Source organism: Paenibacillus sp. MAEPY2, assembly GCF_000499205.1.
GTDB classification, from domain to species: Bacteria; Bacillota; Bacilli; order Paenibacillales; family Paenibacillaceae; genus Paenibacillus; species Paenibacillus vandeheii.
Map to the genome: position 1 here is coordinate 1 of NZ_AWUK01000097.1, position 6,540 is coordinate 6,540.

Sequence of the window (6,540 nt, forward strand, 5' to 3'; positions counted from 1 at the left end):
TAGATCAACTAATTATAAAACAATCTAGATGAAATTAGCAGGAAATAATTTAGTTTATATTTTAACTAACAGTTTTTTTTATTAACCCCTATTGGAAACTTCGATAAAGTGTAGCTCCTAGATTACTCCAACTCCTTTATTGGAAAAAAATTAAGAATGATTTCTCTCCACAAATTTAGTAGTTATTTAAGAGCTCAGGCATACTCTCATCCTTTGCCTTCCATTGCATTCTCCTTGATTGAACCTTAATAAGGTGATCTTCTATATTATCAAGAGTTACATAAGTCCCAACGAGGACAATTCCATTGAGAACAAATTATTTATTTTATCTAAGAAAAAATCAAAGTATTTATAGTACCCTAATAAACCTAAATTAAATACAACACCTATGATAAGAGTTTTTTTTATGCAGAATAAGAATCAGTCCAACGAAAAAATTCACAATTATGGATAAAAGGATGAGGGGGGATATACTGCGGGTTCCAATAACCATAGAAAAAAGAGCATGCAGCTAACCAAGCTCTAGAAAAAATAATGGGAGCACAGGAGCTTAGTAAAAAACACCCTAGAAAAACAAAGGTAAAAAAAATAAACTGAGGTGAGTTAAAAAGCATATCTACATGTCCGGATATGTAAATTAATGTAATTTAATTCCAAATACATATAAGATAAACGGATTGTCGGACTTAACATGACAATCCGTCATTTCCTATCTAGATTATCAATCAGTTTGAGGAATGCCTTTAGCTACGAAATTCCCCTAGACTGATCAAAAATTTGCACAACGCTTCACGCCATGGAGGCAAATCGGAAAGCCCATTGGTTCGAATCGACAAATGATCCAGTACTGAATTTTTTGGACGAGGGGCTGGTCGTGGGAATTGTTCACTTGAGCAAGGTTCCAGATCAGCATGAATTGACAGTCCATTAATAGCGCGTGCCTCTTCAAAAATTGCCTGAGTAAATTCATACCAGGTACATGCATGGCTGTTGGAAGCATGATATATTCCATACTTCTCTGTAGTCATAAGCTCAAGCAAAAATTCTGCCAGATCTACTGTAAATGTCGGTGAACCTTTTTGATCATGGACTACCTGTAACTTTGGTTTTTCCTGCCCCAACTTCAACATCGTTTTGACAAAATTATTCCCGTAAAGGCCATAAACCCAAGAAGTACGCACAACAAACCATTTTGAGGTCAAAGACTGCACCAGTAATTCTCCTGCTCGTTTAGACTTGCCATACACACTTTGTGGATTCGTATTATCGTATTCCTGATAGGGAGTTTCCGAGTTACCATCAAATACATAGTCCGTACTAATATAAATAAGTTTAGCTCCGGTTCTTTCTGTCGCTACAGCAACATTGCGAGTTCCCACCGCATTCACCTTATACGCACCATCGATATCCGTCTCAGCTGCATCTACGGCAGTATAAGCTGCACAATGAACGACCACTTCAGGATAATATGAGGAAATGACGTTATTACACTGTGCCTGATTCGTAATATCCATCTGATCGCGATCACAAGCAAGAACAGAATGTCCATACTTTTCCAAAATAAGAACGACATCCCGTCCCAGTTGTCCTTTTGCTCCCGTAACCAGAACCCTCATTACTTCACGTCTCCCAATTGAGAGCCATATTGCTTGGCATAGTACTGTTGATACACTCCGGACTGAATACGGGTCCACCATTCCTTGTTATCCAAATACCATTGAATGGTCTTCTTGATCCCGGTTTCAAACGTATGCTTGGGCTTCCACCCGAGTTCGGACATCGTTTTGGCCGGATCGATGCCATATCTGCGATCATGTCCAGGACGGTCTTGTACGTATTTAATTAGGGATTCTGACTTACCAAGTTGCTCCAAAATAGTTTTAACAATGTGCACGTTGGTTCGTTCATTATTGCCGCCAATATTGTATACCTCACCAGTGATCCCTTGATGAATCACAAGGTCAATGGCGCTACAATGGTCTTCTACATAGAGCCAATCTCTAATGTTTAATCCGTCTCCGTATACAGGCAGAGCCTCGTCAGCTAGGGCACGTGAAATCATCAGAGGGATCAGTTTTTCAGGAAATTGGTAAGGACCGTAATTGTTGGAACAGCGGGTAATGTTCACGGGCAGACCAAAGGTCTCATGATATGCGCGTACAAGTAGGTCTCCACCTGCTTTGGAAGCCGAATAAGGGCTATTGGGCTGTAGTGGGGTCTCTTCCGTAAATAGACCTGTTGAACCAAGTGATCCATACACCTCATCCGTCGATACTTGCACAAACTTAGAGATATTGTGTTTCTTAGCAGCTTCCAGCAGTGCTTGGGTACCGTTCACATTAGTCCGTACAAACACATCCGGTTCCAAAATACTTCGGTCCACATGGGATTCGGCTGCAAAGTTAACAACAACTTCTACACCTTGACCTATGAGGCGCTCCATTTCGGCAGCATCCGTAATGTCTGCTTTGACAAAAGTATGGTTTGTGTTGCCTTCAAGTGATTTCAAGTTTTCTAGATTACCTGCATACGTCAGAGCATCTACATTAATGATCTCGTAATCAGGATACTGCTGCTGCATATACATCACAAAATTACTTCCAATAAAACCGGCCCCACCGGTAACGAGCAGTTTCATAACATTATAACCTCCTGTATCTTCACGAGCTAAAATTAAAGTTTATCTCTGCATCCTGCAGCAGTGGATGCTTTTGATCTTTCTCCGATAAAACCGGATTGGATGTAGGCCAATCTATGCCAAGTGTAGGGTCACTCCATAATATGCCACGATCATGTTCTGGGGAATAGTATTCGTCTACTTTGTACAAGACTTGAGTGTTCGGCACGAGCGTGCAAAAACCATGTGCGAAACCTTTAGGCACAAGCAACTGGCGGTGATTATGCTCACTAAGGATGAAACCTTCCCACTGACCAAATGTTGGCGAGTCTTGACGGATATCTACGATGACATCGTAGATTGCTCCAGTGATAACCCTAATCAGTTTTGCTTGCGCTTTGGGATTGAGCTGATAGTGTAACCCACGAAGCACACCAGCTTGTGCGGATAGAGACTGATTATCCTGTATGAAGTCGTAGTTAAGACCATTTTGTTTCATGACTTGGTCGTTGTAACTTTCCATAAAAAACCCCCGGTGATCTCCATGAAATATCGGTTCGATCAAACAGGCATTTTTAAGGTTCGAAAGATTAATTTTCAACTGTTTCATCCTTTCTCCGTTTACAGCTTTAATTTCCCAAATTCCTCTCCAAAGGAAATCTCCTGAGCCAGTTCGTTGGCCCTCGCCAATGATGCATGTGTGCCCGCATCCGTCCACCAACCATGTAACACATCATATGTTAATGTACCACTATCAATATATGCATTATTTACATCCGTGATCTCTAATTCCCCTCTTGTAGAAGGTTTAAGAGTTTTAACAATCTCAAATACACGTTTATCAAACATATAAATTCCAGTGACAGCATAATTGCTCTTTGGTATCAACGGCTTTTCCTCAATAGATACTATGCGCTCCCCCTCTAGTTCTGCCACTCCAAAACGTTGTGGATCTTGAACTTGCTGTATTAAAATTTTCGCACCAAAGATTTGTTTGCGGAAATTTTCAACAAAGGGGGCAATGTCATCTTCAAATACATTATCGCCCAGGATGACAACCATCTGATCCTCTCCTACAAAATGCTCAGCAAGATTTAGTGCCTGAGCGATCCCTCCTGCTTCATCTTGAACCTTATAAGTGAAGGTTACATCCATTTCATGTCCACTTCCCAGAAGGTTTACAACATCGCCCATATGATCTTTTCCTGTCACAATAAGAATATCTTCAATCCCTGCCATTTTAAGTTTACGGATTGAATGAAATATCATTGGATATTTTCCAACGGGTAAAAGATGTTTATTTGTGACTTTCGTTAAGGGATATAGACGTGTTCCAGTTCCTCCCGCCAATATAACACCTTTCATCTGAATGACCTCCGTTATTTTTCAAATGCTATCAATGCTACTCCTATGATAACTATAATTGCACCAAACCATTTGGTAATGGACACTGTTTCATGGAAAGCGAAGGCAGCTATAAATATGCCTAATACATAGGCTAAGCTCTGAATAGGATAAGCAGTCGAAAGAGGTAACCTCGACAACACAACGAACCATATGAGAGTAGCAACCACGTATAGTACTAACCCTATTACAATAGTAGGCGATAATAGGGCTTTCCAAGTATTATGTAACGAAACCCCTCCCATTTTATCTAAACCCAATTTAAAAAGTGCTTGTCCACTTACAAGCATTATGATATTTACAAAGAGTAAAAAATAACCAAAAGTAATATCAGTTTTCACAATAGTTCACCGCCTTTCTAAATAAGAATGAAAATAACCATGAGCCTATTACATATATATTCTCAGTCCTTTTTTTTAACTTCTTTTAGCTGCTCTACCTCATGCTTCAAAAGACCAATTTCTTGGGATAATTCTTTAATTTTTGTTGTTGATTTGGAAATTTCAAAAGTTAAAGAGAACATTATTATTACTACTCCAAAAATAACTAGTAAAAACAGGGCATTCACAGGTAATTCGATGCCCATCAGATGAGATATATGACTAAAAGAATTAGGGAATATCGATAAAATAACAACGATAACCGAGGTGAATATCCAAACTATGGAATACTTAAGTTCAAGTTCATACTTTTTTATCAAGTTCACCACTAATAAGAATGAAAGAATTGCTCCAATTAGCAAGATAATCTGTAATTTAAATGAGATCATGCTTTATTTCTCCTATGCAGTTTCTCTACGCAATTTGTCAATGATTATAGCTATAGAAACTTTCAACATATAATAAATGGATTTAATTGGTGTAATAGAGGAAGAACCACTTTCTCTGCTGTTCATAACAACAGGAACTTCTTCTATCTCATAGTACTTTCGTTTTAAAAACATAATTGATTCAGGCTCTGGATAATCAATTGGGTAACGTTGTGAGAAAATTTCAATAACACGTTTATTGCAGGCCCTGAATCCAGATGTAGGATCAGTAATCATTTGACCAGTCAGAGCATATATAAGCTTCGAAAAATAACTTATTCCAATCCTTCTTATCAGTGTAGACTGAAAACCCTCTTTGTTAATATACCTTGAACCAATAACCAAATCTGCACTTTTTTCAATGATAGGTCTTATCAGCTGTTCAATATACTCTGGCCCATGTTGTCCATCTCCATCAACCTGAATAGCTATATCAAAATTGTTTTTTTTAGCATACTTGTAACCAGTCTGAACTGCGCCACCAATTCCCAAGTTGCATGGTAAGTCAATAACTTTAACTCCTAATTCATTAGCTACACTCAGTGTGTTATCTGTAGATTTATCATTTATAACAATGATTTCATAAAAGCAGTTTAACAGTTTTAATTGATTAATAGTTCTACTAAGATTACCTTCTTCGTTATAAGCCGGGACTATTACTAGTACCTTCATTTCCACTCCCCCTTAACGCTCTGGTATTTTTTAATTCTTTAATAATTAAAGCAACATATATTAATGATAAAGGGGCAACTCTAAGAATATATCTTGAAAATGAAGCAGCCGTTTGAGCTTCCATACCGAACATAAAGATATATGAAAGATATAAAAATGCTATATTAGCTAAGATTATAGCAAGAACATAGATCTGGTACTTACGAAACCCAAGATATAAATTTATTACCAACATACATAAACAAAGTGGCCAAAACATTCCCCAATTAGTGGTGTTCATTATCTGCTCAATCGAAGAGCTTATCATTGAAAAAACAAACTCAAAATGGGGAGAGAAACTCCAACGGGAAACTGGGAAATTACTAATATTTGTATATGCATTCCAGGTAAGCGGGATTATACTTGCCCCCCCTAAGTAAATAAGGACATTTTTAACATTTCTAATGAGTTTTATGCTTCGATATTCTAAAAACATGTGTACCAATAAAATAAAGAGATGAATAATTATCAAATATTGACCGTCCGTTTTAACCCACGAAGCAATTCCTAAAAACAGTGCCGAACAGAGCAAGGACCTCACCTTTTTATTCACTAGATGGTAAAGAAGAAAAACTGCCGAGATCGTATAGAAGTACGAAAATGCAATGTCAGCATAAAGACCTGAGGAAATTTCAAACACTACAAATCCCGAAGTAAGAAAAATACCAACCATTAGTATAGCTATAAGATGACTCTTTACAATCTTTACAATAATAGAATATATGAAGATCGATAGAGATCCTAGAAAAATCGGACCTATTACTCTGACGAACGAATCAACTATATCGTTGGAGAATATATAAAAACACGCTGCAATAAGAGGAATAAAACTCGGATATCTTTCGAAACCTGTTTCAAAACCGTTCCCGCCATAAAAGCTTTCAAGGCTCTTCCCTTCGAAAATCACCTTTGCTTGAAAAGCCCACTGAGAGTATTCATCGGGTTGATACACTTTAACAGAGATGCTATGAGATAATATTGCTATAAATTCAACTAATAC

The 6,540-nt window shown here is 37.8% G+C and carries 8 protein-coding genes; all 8 read right to left on the reverse strand.

Annotation, left to right across the window (positions count from 1 at the left end; translation table 11 throughout):
* Positions 1-743 precede the first annotated feature (743 nt).
* Positions 744-1,616 carry a dTDP-4-dehydrorhamnose reductase gene (gene rfbD, locus P364_RS0134560; RefSeq protein WP_024634507.1) on the reverse strand — a complete coding sequence of 291 codons (873 nt, stop codon included), beginning with the start codon at positions 1,614-1,616 and terminating at the stop codon, positions 744-746.
* A complete protein-coding gene (gene rfbB, locus P364_RS0134565; protein WP_024634508.1) occupies positions 1,616-2,638 on the reverse strand; it encodes a dTDP-glucose 4,6-dehydratase in 1,023 nt (340 codons plus the stop codon). Before rfbB ends, rfbD begins: the two co-directional genes overlap by 1 nt.
* Before the next feature lie 22 nt (positions 2,639-2,660).
* On the reverse strand, positions 2,661-3,227 hold the full coding sequence (gene rfbC / locus P364_RS0134570; RefSeq protein ID WP_052016900.1) for a dTDP-4-dehydrorhamnose 3,5-epimerase: 567 nt from the start codon (positions 3,225-3,227) through the stop codon (positions 2,661-2,663).
* Positions 3,228-3,238: 11 nt separating this feature from the next.
* The gene (locus P364_RS0134575) at positions 3,239-3,982 is read right to left on the reverse strand and encodes a sugar phosphate nucleotidyltransferase (protein WP_024634510.1); all 744 of its coding nucleotides are present in this window, start codon (positions 3,980-3,982) and stop codon (positions 3,239-3,241) included.
* Positions 3,983-3,996: 14 nt separating this feature from the next.
* Positions 3,997-4,362 (reverse strand): EamA family transporter, encoded by a 366-nt coding sequence (locus P364_RS0134580; RefSeq protein ID WP_152532799.1) that lies wholly within the window; start codon positions 4,360-4,362, stop codon positions 3,997-3,999.
* A 62-nt stretch (positions 4,363-4,424) separates the two neighbouring features.
* A complete protein-coding gene (locus P364_RS0134585; RefSeq protein ID WP_024634512.1) occupies positions 4,425-4,790 on the reverse strand; it encodes a DUF2304 domain-containing protein in 366 nt (121 codons plus the stop codon).
* 12 nt (positions 4,791-4,802) lie between these two features.
* Positions 4,803-5,501 (reverse strand): glycosyltransferase family 2 protein, encoded by a 699-nt coding sequence (locus P364_RS0134590; RefSeq protein WP_024634513.1) that lies wholly within the window; start codon positions 5,499-5,501, stop codon positions 4,803-4,805.
* Positions 5,470-6,540: hypothetical protein (locus tag P364_RS37700; protein ID WP_036695299.1), on the reverse strand; the 1,071-nt coding region annotated here is incomplete at its 5' end. The genes P364_RS0134590 and P364_RS37700, both read right to left, overlap by 32 nt.